Origin of the sequence: Delftia sp. UME58 (genome assembly GCF_014170385.1) — a bacterium.
GTDB classification, from domain to species: Bacteria; Pseudomonadota; Gammaproteobacteria; order Burkholderiales; family Burkholderiaceae_C; genus Comamonas; species Comamonas acidovorans.
The window spans coordinates 1-19,800 of sequence record NZ_LZZV01000028.1; the positions used below are offsets into that span (position 1 = coordinate 1).

The 19,800-nt window shown below is 66.1% G+C and carries 13 protein-coding genes; 12 read left to right on the forward strand and 1 reads right to left on the reverse strand.

From position 1 onward, the window contains the following. The first annotated feature begins 246 nt into the window (after positions 1 to 246). From A9976_RS10195 to A9976_RS10240, 10 genes are all read left to right on the forward strand, one after another. Complete coding sequence (locus A9976_RS10195; RefSeq protein WP_183018908.1) at positions 247 to 837, forward strand: fimbrial protein; 591 nt, start codon at positions 247 to 249, stop codon at positions 835 to 837. 112 nt (positions 838 to 949) lie between these two features. Then, positions 950 to 1,711: a molecular chaperone gene (locus A9976_RS10200; RefSeq protein WP_183018952.1), complete on the forward strand. Its 762-nt coding sequence runs from the start codon at positions 950 to 952 to the stop codon at positions 1,709 to 1,711. 274 nt (positions 1,712 to 1,985) lie between these two features. Then, on the forward strand, positions 1,986 to 5,069 hold the full coding sequence (locus tag A9976_RS10205; RefSeq protein ID WP_183018909.1) for a fimbria/pilus outer membrane usher protein: 3,084 nt from the start codon (positions 1,986 to 1,988) through the stop codon (positions 5,067 to 5,069). 578 nt (positions 5,070 to 5,647) lie between these two features. Then, positions 5,648 to 9,685, forward strand: coding sequence for a trifunctional transcriptional regulator/proline dehydrogenase/L-glutamate gamma-semialdehyde dehydrogenase (gene putA / locus A9976_RS10210; RefSeq protein ID WP_183018910.1), 4,038 nt, complete (start codon positions 5,648 to 5,650; stop codon positions 9,683 to 9,685). Between the two features lie 79 nt (positions 9,686 to 9,764). Then, positions 9,765 to 11,267: a sodium/proline symporter PutP gene (putP, locus tag A9976_RS10215; RefSeq protein WP_183018911.1), complete on the forward strand. Its 1,503-nt coding sequence runs from the start codon at positions 9,765 to 9,767 to the stop codon at positions 11,265 to 11,267. A gap of 152 nt (positions 11,268 to 11,419) precedes the next feature. Beyond that, positions 11,420 to 11,764, forward strand: a complete 345-nt coding sequence (locus tag A9976_RS10220) for a type II toxin-antitoxin system RelE/ParE family toxin (RefSeq protein WP_013800422.1) — start codon at positions 11,420 to 11,422, stop codon at positions 11,762 to 11,764. Further along, positions 11,761 to 12,093: a helix-turn-helix domain-containing protein gene (locus A9976_RS10225; protein ID WP_013800421.1), complete on the forward strand. Its 333-nt coding sequence runs from the start codon at positions 11,761 to 11,763 to the stop codon at positions 12,091 to 12,093. The genes A9976_RS10220 and A9976_RS10225 overlap by 4 nt, the downstream gene beginning before the upstream one ends. A 232-nt stretch (positions 12,094 to 12,325) precedes the next feature. Then, positions 12,326 to 13,312 carry a TRAP transporter substrate-binding protein gene (locus A9976_RS10230; protein WP_016450058.1) on the forward strand — a complete coding sequence of 329 codons (987 nt, stop codon included), beginning with the start codon at positions 12,326 to 12,328 and terminating at the stop codon, positions 13,310 to 13,312. 150 nt (positions 13,313 to 13,462) lie between these two features. Beyond that, positions 13,463 to 13,978, forward strand: coding sequence for a TRAP transporter small permease (locus A9976_RS10235; protein WP_013800419.1), 516 nt, complete (start codon positions 13,463 to 13,465; stop codon positions 13,976 to 13,978). A gap of 134 nt (positions 13,979 to 14,112) precedes the next feature. Then, a complete protein-coding gene (locus A9976_RS10240) occupies positions 14,113 to 15,399 on the forward strand; it encodes a TRAP transporter large permease (protein WP_034363235.1) in 1,287 nt (428 codons plus the stop codon). Between the two features lie 223 nt (positions 15,400 to 15,622). On the opposite strand, the gene A9976_RS10245 is transcribed toward A9976_RS10240, so the two are convergent. Then, complete coding sequence (locus tag A9976_RS10245) at positions 15,623 to 16,423, reverse strand: IclR family transcriptional regulator (protein WP_183018912.1); 801 nt, start codon at positions 16,421 to 16,423, stop codon at positions 15,623 to 15,625. 166 nt (positions 16,424 to 16,589) lie between these two features. Between A9976_RS10245 and A9976_RS10250 the strand changes: the two genes are divergently transcribed. Together A9976_RS10250 and A9976_RS10255 are read left to right on the forward strand one after the other, a co-directional pair. Continuing rightward, the gene (locus A9976_RS10250) at positions 16,590 to 18,242 is read left to right on the forward strand and encodes a GMC family oxidoreductase (protein WP_183018913.1); all 1,653 of its coding nucleotides are present in this window, start codon (positions 16,590 to 16,592) and stop codon (positions 18,240 to 18,242) included. Between the two features lie 48 nt (positions 18,243 to 18,290). Next, positions 18,291 to 19,613 (forward strand): MFS transporter, encoded by a 1,323-nt coding sequence (locus tag A9976_RS10255; RefSeq protein WP_183018914.1) that lies wholly within the window; start codon positions 18,291 to 18,293, stop codon positions 19,611 to 19,613. Positions 19,614 to 19,800 lie beyond the last annotated feature (187 nt).

Genomic DNA, 19,800 nt, shown 5'->3' on the forward strand with positions numbered 1-19,800 from the left:
CTCCACCCCCCTCCCCAACACCCCTCATCCGAACAATTCCCCCATATCGGCGACGCCACCTATTCCAGCATTATCGCGACCCCTGCCATTCCTTGACATGCCGACAGTTACCAACCATTGGATTGATGAGGTGAACATGGAACACTGATGATTTATTAACAACTCAACCATCCACACAGTCTCATATTCCATCAGCGCATTCATCGCCGCTGGAATTCATTTATCTCTTCAACTGAGGGAATACCCATGAAAAAGATCGCATTGCTGACATCGGTTGCCGGCCTGGTCATGATGGCCATGAACACCGCTCAAGCAGCAGACGGCACCATCAACTTCACGGGCGAGGTGGTCAACACCACCTGCAAGGTGGACACCACGATCGACGGCGCAGCCAAGGACGGCGTGAAGCTGCCCAACGTGGCGAACAACCAGTTGGCCACCGTGGGCGCCACGGTCGGCCGCCAGGCGTTCGCGCTGGAGCTCAGTGGCTGTGAGCTGGCCGCCGACGCCAACGCCTCGACGCCTGTCTCCAAGGTCGCCGTGTTCTTCGAAGCCGGCCCCAACGTGGACCTGGTCACCGGCATGCTCAATCCCGCAGCTGCCAGCGGTGCTGGTGGGCCCACCGTGGCCTCCGGTGTCCAGATCGCCATCGTGGATCCAAGCAACAACGAGCGCCTGAGGATCGGTTCCGCCCAATCGCGCTTTGTGGACATCGACAACAAGGTCGGAGGCACGGGCCGGGCCGTCATCCGCTTCGCCTCTGAATACGTGGCCACCGGCCCCGTGACCGCAGGCCGTACCGACACCTCGGTGACCTACTCGCTGGTCTATCAGTAATCACCGACTTCAGGCATATCGGCCGCCTTGCGGTGGTCGATATGCCGTGTCCTCTGCTTTCCTGACATGGGCCCGGCCCCATTCTTTCGCTCAAAACCCAGAGAGTTCTCCGATGCTGACGATCAAACGTTCATATGGACTTGCTGCCATCCTGTTGTCCCTTCTTCTTGGAACGGCGGCACAGGCCAGCGTGACATTGACGGGCACGCGCATCATCTTCCACGGTGGCGAGAAGGAAGCCACCATCCAGCTCACCAACGAAGGCAGCAAGCCGGCCCTGGTGCAGACCTGGCTGGACAAGGGCAACAACCAGGAATCGCCTGAGAATATTGACGTTCCCTTCGTCATCATGCCCACCATCATGCGCATCGAGGCGGGCAAGAGCCAGACGTTGCGCATCATCTATTCAGGCGAAGCACTGCCTGCGGACAAGGAATCCCTGTTTTGGCTCAACGTACTGGACGTCCCGCCCAAGGCGGAAATGGAAGGCGACTCCAACAATCTCCAGTTCGCCTTTCGCACCCGCGTCAAGCTCATGTACCGGCCCGGCAATCTGCCCGGCAATGCCCAGGAAGCCCCTGCCCAGCTTCAATGGTCGGCAGGTGTTGACGCCAAAAACCAGCCTGTGTTGAAAGCACGCAATCCCAGCGCCTTCGTGGTCAATGTGGCTGGCGTTGAAGTGCAGCTCGACGGCAAATCCTTCGAGGCAGGCGTTGGGCCCGTTCTTCCCGGCCAGGTGGCCACCTTCCCAATCAAGGAACCTGCGGGCGCCAATATGGCTGGCGTGGCAGGTGCCACGGTGATGTTCAGCAGCATCAATGATTGGGGCGCCAGTCTCAACCACGAAGCAAGGATTGGCAATTCCGCCCAATAAAAAGGGCAATTCGAACACAACCAAGCGAATCCACCGTCCTCTCCGGTCTGATTATCTAGTGCCACTGCATTTTCAGACCGGCCAGCACACCGATACCCAGCGTTAATACCCAGCGAAACTGCATCAATCTCTTTACCGGGACTGGTACATCGGCCTTGGCCGTTCACTTTGCATCGGGCGCACAGCATTAGGAGATAAGCAAATGATCAGGCCAGTCTTTCCAGATTCAGAAAAGAGGATCAAAAGCCGGCATGCAATGCAAGGACAAGGAAAAATGCCGGGGCCAGGGCAAGGCCCTGCCGGGCACTTCAAGCTGAAGCCCGGCCATGCGCTGCTGCTCTCCGTGCTGGTCTGCTGGCAGTCCGAGGCCCAGCAGGGCCAGCAGGTAAAGGAAGTCACGACCACCACGTCCACCGGCCAGTGGCAGCCCACGCCGGCTGCCGTCGAATTCGACCCCAGCTTTCTGTACGCCGGCCAGCAGACCATTGACGTCTCGCGCTACTCGCGCGCCAACGTGGTCACGGCAGGCAACTACAACCCGGACATCTACATCAACGGCAACTGGGTTGGCCGCAGCGAAGTGCAGTTCAAGGCCCCTGCCGGCTCGCAGGATGCGCTGCCCTGCCTGGACAAAGCACTGCTGGAGAAGGTGGGCATCGACCTCTCGCGCCTGCCGCCCGAGGCCACCTTGAAGCTGGCTGCCGACGGTGGCTGCAACCGTCTGGACCAGATCGTTGCGGGCGCCTTCACCAGTTTCGACTTCGGCAAGCAGCGACTGGACCTGAGCGTGCCCCAGGCCTCGCTGCGCCGCTCGGTGCGCGGCTATGTCAGCCCGGACCAATGGAGCGCCGGCGTGCCTGTCGGCCTGCTCGGCTACCAGTTCAACACCTACCACGGGCGCTCCAGCAACGCAGAAAACACCACGCAGAGCTACCTGGGCCTGAATGGCGGCGTCAACATCGACCGCTGGCATTTGCGGCACAACGGCTCCTTCAGCTGGGCGGACACCGGAGGGCGCAACTACCAGAACATTTCCACCTACGCGCAGCGCGACATTGCCGACTGGTCCTCCCAGCTCATACTGGGCGACACCTACACGGGTGGCGACCTGATGGACTCCACCTCGTTTCGCGGCATACGCTTGAACAGTGACGACCGCATGCTGCCCGACTCCCAGCGCGGTTACGCGCCCGTGGTGCGCGGCGTGGCCAACACCAATGCCCGTGTCACCATCACGCAGAACGGCATCAAGCTCTACGAAACCACGGTGGCGCCCGGCGCCTTCGTCATCAACGACCTCTATCCCACGGGCTACGGCGGCGACCTGCAGGTCAGCATCACCGAGGCCGATGGCGCCGTGCGCAGCTTTGCCGTGCCCTACGCAGCCGTACCGCTGTCGCTGCGCGAGGGGCAGGACCGCTACAGCCTCACGGCGGGCGTGGTACGCCACCTGCCCAATACCTCGCCGCTGTTCTCGCAGGCGACCTGGCAGCACGGCTTCACCAACATGCTGACCGGCTACGGCGGCGTGTCCGTGGCCAAGGGCCATATCTCGCCCATGATTGGCGCGGCGCTCACCACGCCCTGGGGTGCCTTTGGCGCCGACATGACGCACGCCTCCACCCGTATTCCCAATGACGGCTCCTTTTCCGGACAGAGCCTGCGCGCCAGCTACGCCAAGTCCTTTGTGCAGACCGGCACCCATGTGGCCATTGCCGCCTATCGCTACTCCACCAACGGATTCTTCGGCCTCAACGATGCCATGCGCGCGCGGGATCAGGCCGATCTGATACGGCCCTCAACGGACCTGTACCGGCCGCGCAACCGTGCCTCCCTGGTCATGGGCCAGCAGTTCGGACCCGGGGGAGGCAGCCTCAGCCTCACGGCGTCCACTGCCAAGTACTGGAACCGCCAGGGCTCCAACGTCGACTACGCCATTGGCTACAGCAACTCCTTCCGCAACATCTCCTACAACCTCTCTGCAGCGCGCCAGCGCGATGCCTGGGGGCAGTCCAACACGTTCCTGCACGTGGGCCTGTCGATTCCGCTCAGCATGGAGCGCGGCATGATGCTCTCCACCAATACCAACCGCGACTCGCACGGCCGCGTGCAGGCCCAGGCCAACCTGTCCGGGCTGCTGGGCGACGACAACGCCATCTCCTACGGCCTCAGCGCCAACCACAACACCGGTGGCATGAATGTCAGCAGCGGCAGCAGTACCAGTGCCAGCGCCAACGCCACCTACCGCGCATCGCAGACCGAACTCAGCGGCAGCGTCAGCGCCAGCAGCGGCTACCAGCAGTTCTCGGTGGGCGCGCGTGGCGCCATCGTGGCCCACCCGGGCGGCGTGACGCTGTCGCAATCGGTGTCCGACACCTTTGCCATCGTGGAGGCCAAGAACGCGGAAGGCGCGCGCATCAACAACGCGCCCGGCGTGAAGGTGGACAGCCGGGGCTATGCCGTCGTCCCGTATCTGACGCCGTTCTCGATGAACGAGGTCTCCATCGACCCCAAGGGACTGTCGACGGACGTGGAGCTCCAGGAAACCAGCCAGCACGTCGCGCCACTGGCCGGCGCCGTGCCTCTGCTGGTATTCAAGACGGCCTACGGCCGCTCGGCCGTGATCCGTGCGCGGCAGGCCGGCAACCTGCCCGTGCCCTTTGGCGCCAGCGTACTGGACATGGACGGCAAGGAATTGGGCGTGATCGGCCAGGCTGGCAAGCTGCTGGCGCGCGGGCTGTCCGACCAGGGCGAGCTGCAGGTGCAGTGGAAGACCGACACCGGCATGGTGGGCTGCAACCTCTCCTATACCCTGCCTGAAAGAAAGCGCAGCACCACCTACCAGCCGCCGCAAAGCCTGGAGCTGCCCTGCGTGGCAAGCAACAAGCTGCTGCCTGCGGCCACCGACGTGGCATCGGCCCCGCCGGGCAAGACCGCCGCAACCGCCAATGCCAGGACAGCCGTGGCCGGCGCCCCTGCCTCCAACGCTGCGTCGGCCGTGGCGCTGGCCGGCATGACCCAGGAACGCACGGCAGCACCGGCCACGGCAGTCGCCAGCGCCCCGGCAGTCACCACGGCGGCAGTGCAGCCCGCTCGTGCCATACAGGCGAGCGACAGCCAGCAGGCACTGAAGCTGGAGCGCGACCTGAACGGACTGCGCATGAGCGTCAAGATCAGCGCCTTGCCCACCACGGCGCCAGTCACCAGCAACGCGGGCAGAACTCCCGTGGCGGCAGGGCACGACACAGGCACCGGCGAGCACAAGCCACCGCAGCGCACCCTGCGGGCTGACCGTCCGCTGGCCATCCTGCAGCCCAGCCTGAAGATCAGTGCCTTGAAGGCGGCCGACAAGACCTGAGTCTGAAGCGAACCCTCTTGCCAAGAAAGGGTTCGCTCGCGCCGGCCCAGGAAACGCGGCAGGGCGCGGCAACGGACAAGCAATCCGATAGCACCCTTATGCGCGCCAGCGACCCGCAGCACTACATGGCCGTACCGCACACAACGCATCCTTGCAGTCATTGACTCGTGCTGCCACGCCTGCTTGCTGTTTTACAGCAGCAACCGGCGGCTTGGCTGCGCAGCAGATTGAAAAAAGCAAGGTCGGCGCACGTCCATGTGCACTTTAAATCGGCAGACGGCGTTCTCGATTCCGCTGCAGGGACGCACCGTGCAGACTGAACCGGGGCCGTACCCGGAAACGCCAACGCTTCCGCAGAGTTCACCATCCATTGCCAGTAAGCGCAGGCGCTGGAATCATCCAGGGGAAGATCCTGGAGGCTGGAGGGCTGCCGGCTCGGACGGGCTCATTTGGACGCAACTTGCCTGGGAAAACACAAAGGGTTTACCCCCTATCAAAAAAGGTGCAACCCATGTGAAATCACGCCAAATCCGGTTGCACCCAGCCATCGGAAGAGCACTTCCTCTTTCCAATCCATTATGTCCACCACCGTAGGCATCAAAGTCGACGACGCCTTGCGCGAGCGCATCCGCGTCGCAGCCCAGCAGATCGGGCGCACACCGCACTGGTTGATCAAACAGGCCGTCGTCCAGTACGTCGATGCGCTGGAGCGCGGGGCAACCACCATCCGGCTTGCAGGCGCAGGCGACAGCCCGGGCGATGTCGCGATCGAAGAGGCGCAACCCAACTCCGGCCAAGAGGTGCAACCTTTTCTGGAATTCGCCCAATCCATCCTGCCGCAGACGCCGTTGCGCGCTGCCATCACGGCAGCCTGGCACCGGCCCGAGCCCGAGTGCCTGCCGGTGCTGCTGCCGCTGGCACGCGCCCAGGATGCCCAGCAGGCCGACAAGGTGCGCGAGTTGGCGACCCGCCTGGTGCAGGGCCTGCGCGATGCGCCGGCCGGCAGCGGCGTGGCGGCGCTGGTCCAGGAGTTCTCGCTGTCCAGCCAGGAAGGCGTGGCGCTGATGTGCCTGGCCGAGGCGCTGCTGCGCATTCCCGACCGTGCCACGCGCGATGCGCTGATCCGCGACAAGATCAGCAAGGGCGACTGGCGTGCCCATGTGGGCCGCTCGCCCTCGCTGTTCGTCAACGCCGCGGCCTGGGGCCTGGTGCTGACGGGCAAGCTCACGTCCACGAGCAGCGAGAAGAACCTGTCGTCGGCGCTGACGCGCGTGATCGGCAAGGGCGGCGAGCCGCTGATCCGCCAGGGCGTGCACCGCGCCATGAAGCTGATGGGCGAGCAGTTCGTGACGGGCCAGGACATTGCCGAGGCGCTGGCCAACAGCCGCGCCTATGAAAAGCAGGGCTTTCGCTACAGCTACGACATGCTGGGCGAGGCGGCCGCCACCGATTCCGACGCACAGCGCTACCTGCAGGCCTACGAGCAGGCCATCCACGCGATTGGCGCGGCCTCCAACGGGCGCGGCATCTTCGAGGGGCCGGGCATTTCCATCAAGCTGTCGGCCCTGCACCCGCGCTACAGCCGCGCGCAGTACGAGCGCGTGATGGCCGAGCTGCTGCCGCGCGTGCTGCAGCTGGCCGAGCTGGCCAAGCAGTACGACATCGGCATGAACATCGACGCCGAAGAGGCCGACCGGCTGGAGCTGTCGCTGGACCTGCTGGAGGCCTTGTGTGCCGCGCCTTCGCTCAAGGGCTGGAACGGCATAGGCTTTGTGGTCCAGGCCTACCAGAAGCGCTGCCCGCAGGTGCTGGACTACCTGGTGGACCTGGCCCGCCGCAGCCGCCGCCGCCTGATGGTGCGCCTGGTCAAGGGCGCCTACTGGGACAGCGAGATCAAGCGCGCCCAGGAAGGCGGCCAGGCCGGCTACCCCGTCTATACGCGCAAGGTCTATACCGATGTGAGCTACCTGGCCTGCGCGCGCAAGCTGCTGGATGCGCCCGATGCCATCTACCCCCAGTTCGCCACGCACAACGCGCAGACCCTGGCCAGCATTTACCACCTGGCCCAGGCCGTGGGCGGCAGCTACTACAGCGGCCAGTACGAGTTCCAGTGCCTGCACGGCATGGGCGAGCCGCTGTACGCACAGGTGACGGGCCCGGCCTCCGAAGGCAAGCTGGCCCGCCCCTGCCGCATCTATGCGCCCGTGGGCAGCCATGAGACGCTGCTGGCCTACCTGGTGCGCCGCCTGCTGGAGAACGGTGCCAACACCTCGTTCGTGAACCGCATCGGCGATGCCTCCGTGCCGGTCTCCGACCTGGTGGCCGACCCGGTAGATGAGGTGATGAAGATCGCGCGCCATGAAGGCCGGCTGGGCGCTCCCCACCCGCGCATTGCGCTGCCGGCCGATCTGTTCGCGCAGCAGGGTGACAAGGCAGGGCAGGCACGCGCCAACTCCCAGGGCCTGAACCTGGCGCACGAGCAGCAACTGGCCTCGCTGGCCGCCGCGCTGCTGCACAGCACGCGCCAGACCTATCTGGCCGCCCCCGCAGATGCCGACCTGCCTGCCGACCCGGCGCGTACCGAAGGCTGGCAGCCCATGCGCAACCCGGCCGAGCTGTCCGACATCGTGGGCTGGGTGCGCGAGGCCACGGCGGCCGAAGCCGAAGCCGCCGCCGCGCGCGCCGCGCAGGCCGCGCCCATCTGGGCCGGCACACCGCCCGCCGCCCGTGCCGACGCGCTGGCCCGCGCCGCCGACCTGCTGGAGCAACGCAGCCAGCCGCTGATGGGCCTGATCATGCGAGAGGCAGGCAAGACCCTTGCCAACGCCGTGGCCGAGGTCCGCGAGGCCGTGGACTTCCTGCGCTACTACGGCGCCCAGGCGGCCGCGCATTTCGACAACGCCGCGCAGCGCCCTCTGGGCGTGGTGCTGGCCATCAGTCCCTGGAATTTCCCGCTGGCCATCTTCTGCGGACAGGTGGCTGCGGCCCTGGCCGCCGGCAACACGGTGCTGGCCAAGCCTGCCGAGCAGACACCGCTGACGGCCGCCGCCATGGTGGCCCTGCTGCACGAGGCTGGCGTGCCACGCGACGCGCTGCAACTGGTGCCGGGCACGGGCGAGACCGTGGGCGCGGCCCTGGTGGCCCATGCCCAGGTAGCGGGCGTGATGTTCACGGGTTCCACCGAGGTGGCGCGCCTGATTGCACGCCAGCTGTCCAGCCGCCTGTCGCCTGCGGGCCGCACCATTCCGCTGATTGCCGAGACCGGCGGCCAGAACGCCATGGTGGTGGACTCCTCGGCCCTGGCCGAGCAGGTGGTGGCCGATGTGCTGGCCTCGGCCTTCGATTCGGCCGGCCAGCGCTGCTCTGCCCTGCGCCTGCTGTGCCTGCAGGACGATGTGGCCGACCGCACGCTGACCATGCTGCGCGATGCGCTGCAGGAGTGGAACCTGGGCAACCCCGACCGCCTGAGCACCGATGTGGGCCCCGTGATCGACGATGCGGCGCGCCGCCAGATCGAGCAGCACATAGAGCAGATGGCCGCAGCGGGCCAGAAGGTCACGCGCGTGGAACGCAAGGACGGCGTGCTCAATGGCCACTACGTGGCCCCGGCCCTCATCGAGATCGACAGCACCACGCGCCTGCAGCGCGAGGTCTTCGGCCCCGTGCTGCATGTGATCCGCTTCAGGCGCGAGCAGCTGGACGCGCTGGTCGATGGCATCAATGCCACCGGCTACGGCCTGACCTTCGGCGTGCACAGCCGCATCGACGAGACCATTGCCCACCTCACCCAGCGCGTGCATGCGGGCAATATCTATGTGAACCGCAATGTGATCGGCGCCATGGTGGGCGTGCAGCCCTTTGGCGGCATGGGCCTGTCCGGCACGGGGCCCAAGGCCGGCGGCCCGCTGTACCTGCACCGGCTGGTGCAGGGGCCTGCCAGCGCGGCGCTGTCGGTCTTTGCAAGGGTGGAGTCGCCCGCCCAGGCGCCGCTGCAATTGCTGGGCCTGCTGCGCGAGACGCTGTCCAAGGCTCCGCCCCAGGACATGTCCGCCGATGAGCAGGTGCAGGCCCTGGCCGCCTGTGACGAGGCCCTGGCCGCCTCGCGCCTTGACGCCGCCATGCTGCTGCCCGGCCCCACGGGCGAATCCAACCGCTACCGCCTGCTGCCGCGCGGCCCCGTCTGGGCACTGCCGCGCACGCCGCTGGGCCTGGTGGCCCAGGTGGCGGCGGCCCTGGCCAGCGGCAACGCCTGCCATGCCGTGCTGCCCGGCGCCCAGGCCGGCACCGACCACGGATGCGCCGCCACCTGGCAGACGCTGCGCGCGGCCGCTGGCGACGCCGGCGTGCCGTGGCTGCACAGCGCCAGCGCCGACTCCCTGGCCGATGCGGCAGCGCCCATGGCCGCCCTGCTGTTCGAGGGCGACGGCGACGCCCTGCTGCAGGTCTGCGCCCAGGTCGCCGCACGCGATGGCGCCCTGGTGCGCGTGGAAAGCCGCAACAGCGACGAGCTGCATGCGGGCCGCGGCTATGACCTGGCCGCGCTGTTCCACGAGCAATCCATCAGCACCAATACCGCCGCCGCAGGCGGCAATGCACAGCTCATGACCATGGCTTGAACGGCCGGGGCCGGCACAACCGGCCCCTGGCAAGCGCCCCGCACCACCCGAAAAAACACGACCAACGCAGGACACTTCAATGCAATTCAACTGGAACGACCCGACGGCGATCATGTTCGCCATCTACCTGGTCGCCATGCTCGGCATCGGCGCCATCGGCTACTTCAGCACCAAGAATCTTTCCGACTACATCCTGGGCGGCCGCAGCCTGGGCAGCTTCGTGACGGCGCTGTCGGCCGGCGCCTCGGACATGAGCGGCTGGCTGCTGATGGGCCTGCCAGGCGCCATCTACCTGTCCGGCCTGTCGGAAGCCTGGATCGCCATCGGCCTGATCCTGGGCGCCTACCTGAACTGGCGCCTGGTGGCAGCGCGGCTGCGCCTGTACACCGAGCGCGCCGGCAATGCGCTGACGCTGCCCGACTATCTGGCCAACCGTTTCGAGGACCACTCCAACGTGCTGCGCATCGTGACGGCCGTGGTGATCCTGGTGTTCTTCACGCTGTACTGCGCCTCGGGCGTGGTGGCGGGCGCGCGCCTGTTCGAGAACATGTTCGGCATGCCCTACAGCACGGCCCTGTGGGTGGGCGCGCTGTGCACCATCGCCTATGTGTTCATCGGCGGCTTCCTGGCCGTGAGCTGGACGGACACCATCCAGGCCTCGATGATGATCACGGCGCTGATCCTGGCGCCCGTGATCGCCTGGCTGGCCGTGCAGGGCCATCTGCAGCCGGGCCAGGACCTGCACGCCATCGTGGCGGCAGAGAAGTTCGACCTGTTCCGTGGCGCCAGCTTCGTGGGCGTGGTCTCGCTGCTGGCCTGGGGCCTGGGCTACTTCGGCCAGCCGCACATCCTGGTGCGCTTCATGGCGGCCTCGTCGGTGCAGACCATTCCCTCGGCCCGCCGCATCAGCATGACCTGGATGATCCTGTGCCTGGCCGGCGCCGTGGCCGTGGGCTTCATCGGCATCCCCTACTTCGCGGCCCATCCCGAAGGCGTGGCCGCCGTGAACGCGAATGCCGAGACGGTGTTCATGGAAATCACCAAGCAGCTGTTCAACCCCTGGATCTCGGGTGCGCTGCTGGCGGCCATCCTGGCGGCCGTGATGAGCACGCTGTCGTGCCAGCTGCTGGTGTGCTCCAGCGCGCTGACCGAGGACATCTACCGCACCTTCCTGCGCAAGAACGCCAGCCAGATCGAACTGGTCTGGATAGGCCGCGCCATGGTGCTGCTGGTGGCGCTGATCGCCATCGCCATCGCCAGCAACCCCGACTCCAAGGTGCTGGGCATGGTCAGCTATGCCTGGGCCGGCTTCGGCGCCGCCTTCGGCCCGGTGATCATCCTGTCGCTGTTCTGGCGCCGCATGACGCGCGGCGGCGCGCTGGCAGGCATCATCACCGGCGCCGTGACGGTGCTGGTGTGGAAGCAGTTCGGCTGGCTGGGCCTGTACGAGATCATCCCCGGCTTCATCCTGGCCTGGCTGGCCACGGTGGTCGTCAGCCGCATGGGCCCTGCGCCTTCGCAAAGCATCCTGAAAGCACATGCGGCGGTGGAGAGCGAGTTCGAGCGGATCGGGGCACGCTGAGCCGTGCGCACGAAGACGGCACCCCTGCCATGACGCAAAACGCCCGATGCCTGCGCCTCGGGCGTTTTTGCTTTGATGCACGCACTCGAAAGGCCATACAGCCGCTTTACGCCTTCGGCATGCCTGTATAAAATTTTATACAAGGATCTTCCATGGAGCAGGACAAAGACATCCGCTGGGTCGGATCCTCATACGACGATCTGCGGGACTTTCCCGCAGGCCCCAGGCGAGATGCGGGCTTTCAGTTGAGCAAGGTCCAGGCAGGCCAGGAACCGGAGGACTGGAAACCCTTCGACGACGTGGGCGCCGGGACACGGGAGATCCGCGTGAGGGACGCCAGCGGAGCGTTCCGGGTGATGTATGTGGCCAAGTTCGAGGAAGCGGTCTATGTATTGCACTGCTTCCAGAAGAAATCACAGGTGACAAGCCGGCACGACAAGGACATCGCATCGGCGCGCTACCGTGCCGTGGTCCACATGAGAAAGGCCAACAAATGAAGATCGATACAGAAATCCGCCATGTGACCAAGGCGAAGGCAAACCTCTTTCTGGAGCTGGGCTTTCCTGAAGACGAGGCATTGAAGCTGCAAGCTGCATCGCGCCAGCAGATCAACGACACCCATCTTCTCAAGGAGCAACTGATGGCGGAGCTGGCGCAATGGATTGCACAGCATCACCTGAAGCAGTCAGACGCGGCAGAGATCCTGATGGTGTCCCGCCCGCGCATCTCGGATGTGGTGAACAGAAAGACTGCAAAGTTCACCATTGACGCCCTGGTTGAAATGTTGAGCCGCGTGGGAAAGCCGGTGCGTCTGTCCATTGGTTGATATGCCGATCGCTGCCCGCGACATCGCCAAATCAGATGCACCTCAACGCACATGACGAGCGCTTTGTACGTGGTCGCCACAAGGGGAGTGGTCACTACAATCCATGGGCTCTTTTTTTCATCGCCGGGCCGCCCCAGGATGAAAAGCGGCCCCCTGCGGGGGGCCGCAGACCTTGCCCTGCAAGGGGAGCGTGGGGGCCATTTTTCAACACACAACAAGTGAGACTGCCGCTATGCAAATGATCCGCCGCACCCTTCTTTCGACCTGCGTGGCCGCCATGGCGGCTGCTTCGGCTGGCGCCGTACTGGCCCAGACCAAGGAGGTCAAGGTGGGCTACGCCCTGGCCGTGAATTCGCACTACGGTGCGGCGGCCCAGGCCTGGGCCGATGCGGTGGAGAAGGGCACGAACGGCGCCTACAAGTTCAAGCAGTTCCCCGCGTCCGCGCTGGGCGGCGAGCGCGAGCTGATCGAGGGCCTGCAGCTGGGCACGGTGGAGGCGGCCATCGTCTCCACGGGCGCCATCAGCAACTTCGTGCCCGATGTGGGCGTGGTGGACATTCCCTTCCTGTTCCGCGACACGCAGCATGCGCGCGCCGTGCTGGACGGCGCCTTCGGCCAGGAGCTGCTGGCCAAGTTCAGCAAGCGCGGCCTGGTCGCGCTGGCCTGGGGCGAGCAGGGCTTTCGCCACCTGTCCAACAACAAGCACGCCGTCAACGGCGTGGCCGATCTCAAGGGCCTGAAGATCCGCGTGACCGAGAACCCCGTGCACATCACGGCCTTCCGCACGCTGGGCGCATCGCCCACACCCATGTCCTGGCCCGAGGTGATCGGTGCGCTGCAGCAGGGCACGATCGATGGCCAGGAGAACCCGATCTCGGTGCTGGCCTCGGCCAAGCTGTGGCAGGTGCAAAAGCACCTGACGCTGACGGCCCATGTGTACGCGCCCATGGCCCTGCTGGTGTCGCCCTCGTTCTGGGGCACGCTGAACGACAGCCAGAAGGCGGCCTTCACGCAGGGCGCCAAGTCGGGCGCCATCGCTTCGCGCGTGTTCGTGGACACGGTGGAGAAGAAGGGCGTGGAAGAGGCCAAGAGCCATGGCATGCAGGTGGTGGAGAAGGTGGACCAAGCCGCCTTCCGCACCGCGCTGGAGCCGGCCTACAAGGAATACGCGAAGAAGTTCGGCCAGAAGACGCTGGACACCATCGCCAACGCCAAGTAATCCCCTGACGCATTGCGGGCTGCGGCCCGCAATGCAGGGCGCCCCGCTGCGGGCAACACCTGTGGCCCCGCACGGCGCCTGCGCCGATGATCTGACATCCGGCGGCAGCCCGGCCCTTGCGCCACTCCCCTCCTGCCCTCGCCCACTCCTATGCTCAACCGAATCGAACGCGCCCTTGTGGCCTGCAACCGCTGGCTGCTGATCGTGCTGCTGCTGGCCATGGCCTGCATCGTGTTTGCCAATGTGGTGCTGCGCTACACCACGGGCGACTCCATTGTCTGGGCCGAGGAAGTGGCCCGGCACATGATGATCTGGGTCACCTTCCTGGGCGCGGGCCTGGTGCTGCGCTTCGGCGGCCATGTGGCCATCGACAACCTGCACCGCTCGGTGGGCACGCGCAAGGCGCAATGGCTTCGCCGCCTCGTGGTGCTGGGCGTGGGCCTGTTCTGCGCGGTGATGGCGGTGGCCTCGTCGCAGTACGTCTGGGCCACGCGCTTCCAGACCACGGCGGCCACGGACATTCCGATCTCCTTCGTCTACGCGGCCATGCCCGTGGGCTTCGTGCTGATGCTGGTGCATCTGCTGTTCATTGCGCGCGGCTATATCGCAGACGGCTCCTTCGCCGAATCGGACGAGATGGATGCCGACGCAGCCGCATCCATATGACCCCCCTGAGTCGCTGCGCGCCTTCCCCCAGGGGACGACACCCTCGCTGCGGGGCGGCCCTTGCTTGGTGTCTCCTGCCTTGGAGCATGTCAGTTCCATCGCTCTGCCATGAATAACTGATTCGAACGCACATCATGGGTATCACGCTTTTCATCGCCATCATCGTCCTGCTCACGCTGGGCTTTCCGGTGGCCTTCGCGCTGGCGATCTCCGCCGCGCTGGCCGTCTTCGTGGGCGGCCGCTATCCGCAGCTCATCGTGTTCAAGGAGATGTTCACGGGCATAGACAGCTTTCCGCTGATGGCCGTGCCCTTCTTCATCCTGGCGGCCGAGCTGATGTCGGGCGGTGCGCTCACGCATGTGCTGCTGCGCTTTGCAGCGCAGTTCGTGGGCCATCTGCGTGGCGGCCTGGGCTATGCCAATGTGCTGTCGCTGACGCTGTTCTCGGGCATTTCGGGCTCGGCCCTGGCCGATGCGGCCGGCCCCGGCTCGATGATGGTCAAGATGATGGACAAGGCCGGCTACGCGCGCTCCTACGCGGCGGCGCTGACGGCCAGCACGGCCATCGTGGGGCCCATCATTCCGCCGTCGGTGAGCATGATCATCTACGCGCTGCAGGATGAGAACGTCTCCGTGGGCGGCCTGTTCATGGCCGGCTTCATCCCCGGCATCCTGATCGCGCTGGCCATGGCCGCCGTGAACTGGTGGGTGTGCAGGAAGCGCGACTACCGCTCCACCGAGCCACGTCCTGACGGCCGCACGATGTGGATCAACAGCTTCAAGGCGATTCCCGCGCTGATGCTGATCGTGCTCATCGTGGTGGGCATCCGCTTCGGCATCTTCACGCCCACCGAGGCATCGGTGGTGGCCGTGTTCTATGCCCTGGTCTGCGGCAAGTGGGTGTACCGCACGCTGCAGTGGTCGGCGCTGCCGGGCATTGCGGCGCGCTCGGCCATGCTGACGGCCTCGGTGCTGCTGGTGATGGCGACTTCGGCCGCCTTTGCCTGGGTGCTGACGGTGGAGGGCATCCCACAGTACCTGTCCGAGCTGATCGTGAGCTGGCAGCTGTCGCCCACCCTGTTCCTGATCGCGGTGAACATCCTGCTGCTGGTGTTCGGCATCTTCATGGAGCCGCTGCCCGGCGTGATGATCCTGGTGCCCATCCTGGCGCCCATTGCGTTCAGCCTGGGCATCGATCCCACGCACTTCGCCATGGTGGTGATCGTGAACCTGACGCTGGGCATGATCACGCCGCCCGTGGGCGGGCTGCTGTTCGTGACCTCGGTGGCCACGCGCGTGTCCATCACCGATCTCACGCGCGAGATGCCGCTGTTCCTGCTGGCCCACTTCGTGGTGCTGTGCCTGCTGACCTTCATCCCCGCGCTATCCACCTGGCTGCCGCATACGCTGGGCTTCCAGTGACGACAAGGGCCTCCGAGTGAGGCCCTTTTTTTTTGCCGCCGGGCCGCCCCAAGGCAAAAAGCGGCCCCCTGGGGGGGCAGCGGACCTTGCACAGCAAGGGTAGCGTGGGGGCCTTTTTTTGCCGCCGGGCCGCCCCAAGGCAAAAAGCTGCCCCCTGGGGGGGGCAGCGGACCTTGCGCAGCAAGGGTAGCGTGGGGGCCTTATTTCTGGGGTGCCCAGCGCCTCAGAAGAGCAGGCCGGCCATGCGCTGGGCCGTTTCCTTCAGGTGCGGCAGGCCCTCCAGCGCCTGCGCCAGCGGCATGCGCGCCTCGGGCGCATGCACGGCCAGCGTGGCGCGGCACTGGCCCTTGGCGTCGCGCACGGGCACGGCCACGGCGATCATGCCGCGCATGAATTCCTCGCGGTCGCAGGAGTGGCCTTCGCGCACGATGCGCGCGCACTCCTGCGCCAGCGCCTCGGGCGTGGTCAGCGTGTTGGCCGTGCAGGCGGTGAGTTCCACGCTGTCCAGGATGGCCGCGCGCCGGGCCGCAGGCATATGGGCCAGGAACAGCTTGCCGCTGGCCGTGGCGTGGATGGGCACCATCGATCCGGCCTCCAGCTGGATGCGCAGCGGCCAGTGGGTCTCGACACGGTCCAGGTAGCGCACGCGCGTGCCGTCCAGCACGGTGAGGTTGCAGGTCTCGCCCAGACGGGCCACCAGCTGGGACAGCAGCTCATGGCGCAGGGCCTGGCGCGGGTCGGCTTGCAGGGCGCGCACAGCCAGGCTCAGCAGCTTGGGGCCCGGGGAGAAGCTTCGGTCGCCCTCATGGCGCAGCAGCCACTGCCGCGCCTCCAGGTGGGCGCACAGGCGCGAGGCCGTGGCCTTGGGCAGGTTGAGCGCGGCTGCGATGTCCATGAGCCCCGGCGGGGCCTCGGCCTGGGTCACGAAATCGAGCACGGCCAGGGAGCGATCGGAGACCGAGTTCGCTTCGTCCTGCCGTGCAGGGGTGGGGTCCGGGGCAGCGCTGGCAAGGGATGGCGGCATGGGGCGGTGTCGTGTCGTGTGGAAGGCCGGAAACGCTTTCGATCATGCCTGATCGCCAGGAGCCGGCAAGGGTTTGCGCGGGGTTGCGGTCCAGCGCAGCAGCGAATAAGTTTCACTCAAAGGAACAAATAGTTCCTTTTAAAGAAACTCAAAAAGGAGCCACTGCATGCCAGACCCCATCGACAGCTATGACTACGTGATTGTGGGAGCCGGCTCTGCCGGCTGCGTGCTGGCCGCGCGCCTGTCCGAGGACCCGGCCACGCGGGTGCTGCTGCTGGAGGCCGGCCCGCCGGACCGCTCGCCCTGGATCCACCTGCCCATCGGCTACGGCAAGACCATGTGGAGCCCCGTCTACAACTGGAAGTTCGAGACCGACCCGGACCCCAACATGAACGGCCGGCGCATCTACTGGCCGCGCGGCCGCACGCTGGGCGGCAGCAGTTCGATCAACGGCCTGATCTATGTGCGCGGCCAGCGCCAGGACTACGACCACTGGGCGGCGCTGGGCAATGCGGGCTGGTCGTATGAGGAGGTGCTGCCCTACTTTGTGAAGTCCGAAGGCAATGCGCGCGGCGCCTTCCCGGGCCATGGCGCGTACGGGCCGCTCAAGGTCTCGGACATCGGCGCACAGCATCCGCTGATCGAGGCCTTCATTGCCGGTGCAGGCCAGGTCGGCGTGCCCCGCACCGAGGACTTCAACGGCCGCGACCAGGAAGGCGCAGGCTACTACCAGCTCACCACCCACAAGGGCCTGCGCTGCAGCACGGCCAAGGCCTATCTGGGCGAGGCCCGGCGCCGCCCCAATCTGCGCATAGAGACCGACGCCATGGCCACGCAGCTGGTAGTGCGCGGCCGGCGCGCCACCGGCATCCGCTACCGGCAAGGCGGGCAGGAGCGCCAGGCCCGGGCGCGGGCCGAGGTGATTCTGTCGGCAGGCGCCATCCAGTCGCCGCAGCTGCTGCAACTGTCGGGCATAGGTCCGGCCGCGCTGTCGCAGTCCCTGGGGATTCCCGTGGTGCACGATCTGCCGGGCGTGGGCGAGAACCTGCAGGACCATCTTCAGATCCGCCTGGGCTACGAATGCAGCCAGCCCATCACCACCAATGACCAGCTCAATTCCTGGATGGGCAGGACGCGGCTGGGGCTGGAGTGGCTGCTGTTCCGCTCGGGCGCGCTGGCCGTGGGCATCAACCAGGGCGGCTGCTTCATGCGTGCGCTCAGGGACGAGCAAGGCCGGCCCGTGGCCGCCACGCCCGACATCCAGTTCCACGTCTCCACGCTGTCGGCCGACATGGCAGGCGGGCAGGTCCATCCGTACTCGGGCTTCACCATGTCGGTCTGCCAGCTGCGGCCCGAGTCGCGCGGGCAGTTGCGCATCCGCTCGCGCGATGCCTTCGAGCCGCCTTCCATCCAGCCCAACTACCTGGCCACCGACCTGGACCGCCGCACCAATGTGGCGGCCGTGCGCGCGGCACGCGCCATTGCCGACACGCCGGCCATGCGCCCCTTCGTGAAGCGCGAGGTCAAGCCCGGCCCCGATGCGCACAGCGATGCGCAACTGCTGGAGTTCTGCCGCGACCACGGCGCCACCATCTTCCACCCCAGCGGCACCTGCCGCATGGGCAGCGACGCCCTGGCCGTGGTCGATGCGCGGCTGCGCGTGCACGGCATGGCCGGCCTGCGCGTGGTCGATTGCTCGGTCATGCCCACCCTGGTCTCGGGCAACACCAACGCGCCCGTGGTGATGATGGCCGAGAAGGCCGCCGACATGGTTCGCGAAGACAGGCACGGAGAGACAGGGCAGCTCAAGGTCGCATGACTGCCCGTTCCTGCATCCCGGCAATGCGACAGACAACCAGGAGACAGCATGACGACGGCAACCGATCCCAGGGTCATCCGCAAGGTGGTGACCTCCGCGCTCATCGGCGCAACCATCGAGTGGTATGACTTCTTCCTGTACGGCGTGGTCGCCGGCATCGTGTTCAGCAAGCTGTACTTTCCCAGCGACGATCCGCTGATCTCCACGCTGCTGGCCTACACCACCTTTGCCGTGGGCTTCGTCACGCGGCCGCTGGGCGGGGTGATCTTCGGGCACTTCGGCGACCGCGTGGGGCGCAAGAGCATCCTCGTGGTCACGCTGATGATCATGGGCGTGTCCACCTTCCTGATCGGCCTGCTGCCCACGCATGCGCAGATCGGCGTGGCCGCCCCCATCCTGCTGCTGCTGTTGCGCGTGGCCCAGGGCATAGGCCTGGGCGGCGAATGGGGCGGCGCCGTGCTCATGGCCTACGAATACGCGCCCAAGGAAAAGCGGGGCTTCTACGCCTCCCTGCCGCAGGTGGGCCTGGCCATCGGCCTGTTCATGGCCTCGGGCGTGGTGGCCCTGCTGTCCTGGCTGTGCACCGAGGAGCAATTCATGGCCTGGGGCTGGCGCGTCGCCTTCCTGATCTCGGGACTCATGGTGGCCGTGGGCATGTACATCCGCCTGCATGTGAAGGAGACGCCCGAATTCGCGGCCGTCAAGGCACGCAATGCCGAGACCGCGATTCCCTTCATGGACATGATGCGGCGCTATCCGGGCAATGTGCTCAAGGGCATGGGCGCACGCTATATCGACGGCGTTTTCTTCAACGTCTTCGGCGTGTTCTCGATCAGCTACCTGACCTCCACCCTGCAGATCAGCCGCACCGACGCCTTGATCGGCGTGATGGTCGCCGCCGTGGTGATGTGCTTCACGATTCCGCTGTTCGGCCGCCTGTCCGACCGCCTTGGCCGCAGCCGCGTGTATCTGTGGGGATCGCTGATCACCGCCATCTCGGCCTTCCCCGCCTTCTGGCTCATGGCCCACAGCGGCGGCAATGTGCTGCTGATCTGGATCGCCATCGTCGTGCCCTTCGGCATTCTCTACGCGGCGGTCTACGGTCCCGAAGCCGCGCTGTTCTGCGACCTGTTCGACGCCAAGGTGCGCTACACCGGCATTTCCTTCGTCTACCAGTTCTCGGGCATCTTCGCGTCCGGCACCACGCCCATCATTGCGACGGCGCTGGTCAAGACGGCCGGTGGCAGCCCGTGGCTGGTGTGCCTGTATGTGGTGTTTGCGGGCGCGGTATCGGCGTGGTGCGCATGGGCCATCGGGCGGGATGGAAGCAGGCAGGACAGCTTTGCCAACATGAAACCCTTGGCCAGATAGTCACACACTCTTGCGCCGGTTCATATTGCACCGTAGCTCCACAAGACCAAGAGCAAAGCTGCCCAACAGGCAGCTTTCTGCATTGGCCAGCGGAGTGCAGCCACCGGCCCGCCGTAGAGCCGTCTTGGTTTAGGATGGCGCCTGCCCGCATGGCAGAAGATTTCTGCAGATTCATGCCCCATATCGC

Bases quoted from the DNA above. Each gene is read 5' to 3' on its own strand.
- A9976_RS10195 (WP_183018908.1), top strand. From the start codon at position 247: ATGAAAAAGATCGCATTGCTGACATCGGTTGCCGGCCTGGTCATGATG.
- A9976_RS10200 (WP_183018952.1), top strand. From the start codon at position 950: ATGCTGACGATCAAACGTTCATATGGACTTGCTGCCATCCTGTTGTCC.
- A9976_RS10205 (WP_183018909.1), top strand. From the start codon at position 1,986: ATGCCGGGGCCAGGGCAAGGCCCTGCCGGGCACTTCAAGCTGAAGCCC.
- putA (WP_183018910.1), top strand. From the start codon at position 5,648: ATGTCCACCACCGTAGGCATCAAAGTCGACGACGCCTTGCGCGAGCGC.
- putP (WP_183018911.1), top strand. From the start codon at position 9,765: ATGCAATTCAACTGGAACGACCCGACGGCGATCATGTTCGCCATCTAC.
- A9976_RS10220 (WP_013800422.1), top strand. From the start codon at position 11,420: ATGGAGCAGGACAAAGACATCCGCTGGGTCGGATCCTCATACGACGAT.
- A9976_RS10225 (WP_013800421.1), top strand. From the start codon at position 11,761: ATGAAGATCGATACAGAAATCCGCCATGTGACCAAGGCGAAGGCAAAC.
- A9976_RS10230 (WP_016450058.1), top strand. From the start codon at position 12,326: ATGCAAATGATCCGCCGCACCCTTCTTTCGACCTGCGTGGCCGCCATG.
- A9976_RS10235 (WP_013800419.1), top strand. From the start codon at position 13,463: ATGCTCAACCGAATCGAACGCGCCCTTGTGGCCTGCAACCGCTGGCTG.
- A9976_RS10240 (WP_034363235.1), top strand. From the start codon at position 14,113: ATGGGTATCACGCTTTTCATCGCCATCATCGTCCTGCTCACGCTGGGC.
- A9976_RS10245 (WP_183018912.1), bottom strand. From the start codon at position 16,423: ATGCCGCCATCCCTTGCCAGCGCTGCCCCGGACCCCACCCCTGCACGG.
- A9976_RS10250 (WP_183018913.1), top strand. From the start codon at position 16,590: ATGCCAGACCCCATCGACAGCTATGACTACGTGATTGTGGGAGCCGGC.
- A9976_RS10255 (WP_183018914.1), top strand. From the start codon at position 18,291: ATGACGACGGCAACCGATCCCAGGGTCATCCGCAAGGTGGTGACCTCC.